A 517-nucleotide genomic window follows, 5' to 3' on the forward strand; every position below is an offset into this window, starting at 1 on the left:
AACCAGGACGGCAGCAGGCCGTAAAACTGAATTTCTTCGAAGTGATTCTTCGTCGGCTCTGTTACCTGCTGGCGCAAAAGGGGAATCCAGATGTGTAACTCTAAGAAATGCGGTTACTGCGACAAGCCGGTTAAACCGGAGGAAGTAGTCAAAAGTACCCTTCTCTATCGCAACGGCGCACAGCTGGCGCGCAAAGAAAAAGAATACTGCTCTGAACGTTGTGCTTCGTACGACCAGATGGCCCACGAAAGCTAACGTAAAAGCCGCGCAAGGCGGCCCGTACGTCCGGTGCTCCCGACCAAAGTTACACCGGAAAACTACTTAAAAAACCAAAGTTCACCCAATGGGCGCTATCTCTGGCCCGGGGATCTTACATCCAAAAAAGAGGATCTCACATGGAATTTTTCTATGTAGTTAAGGCTACGCAGAAATCTGGCAAAGACGACGCGGTGATTTGGTTCACTGCGAAATCAGAAGCCCGTGCAAACCTCCAGCTCGATGTTGAGCTGGAAGATGC

At 50.3% G+C, this 517-nt stretch carries 1 protein-coding gene; it reads left to right on the forward strand.

Annotation, left to right across the window (positions count from 1 at the left end):
- The first annotated feature begins 90 nt into the window (after positions 1–90).
- Positions 91–255, forward strand: a complete 165-nt coding sequence (locus tag GCU56_RS25815; RefSeq protein WP_176260652.1) for a YdaE family protein — start codon at positions 91–93, stop codon at positions 253–255.
- Positions 256–517: the final 262 nt, after the last annotated feature.

Origin of the sequence: Geodermatophilus sabuli (genome assembly GCF_010686765.1) — a bacterium.
In the GTDB taxonomy this organism is placed as follows: Bacteria; Actinomycetota; Actinomycetes; order Mycobacteriales; family Geodermatophilaceae; genus Geodermatophilus; species Geodermatophilus sabuli_A.

Coding starts and splice junctions, on each gene's coding strand:
- GCU56_RS25815 (WP_176260652.1), top strand. CDS start 91: ATGTGTAACTCTAAGAAATGCGGTTACTGCGACAAGCCGGTTAAACCG.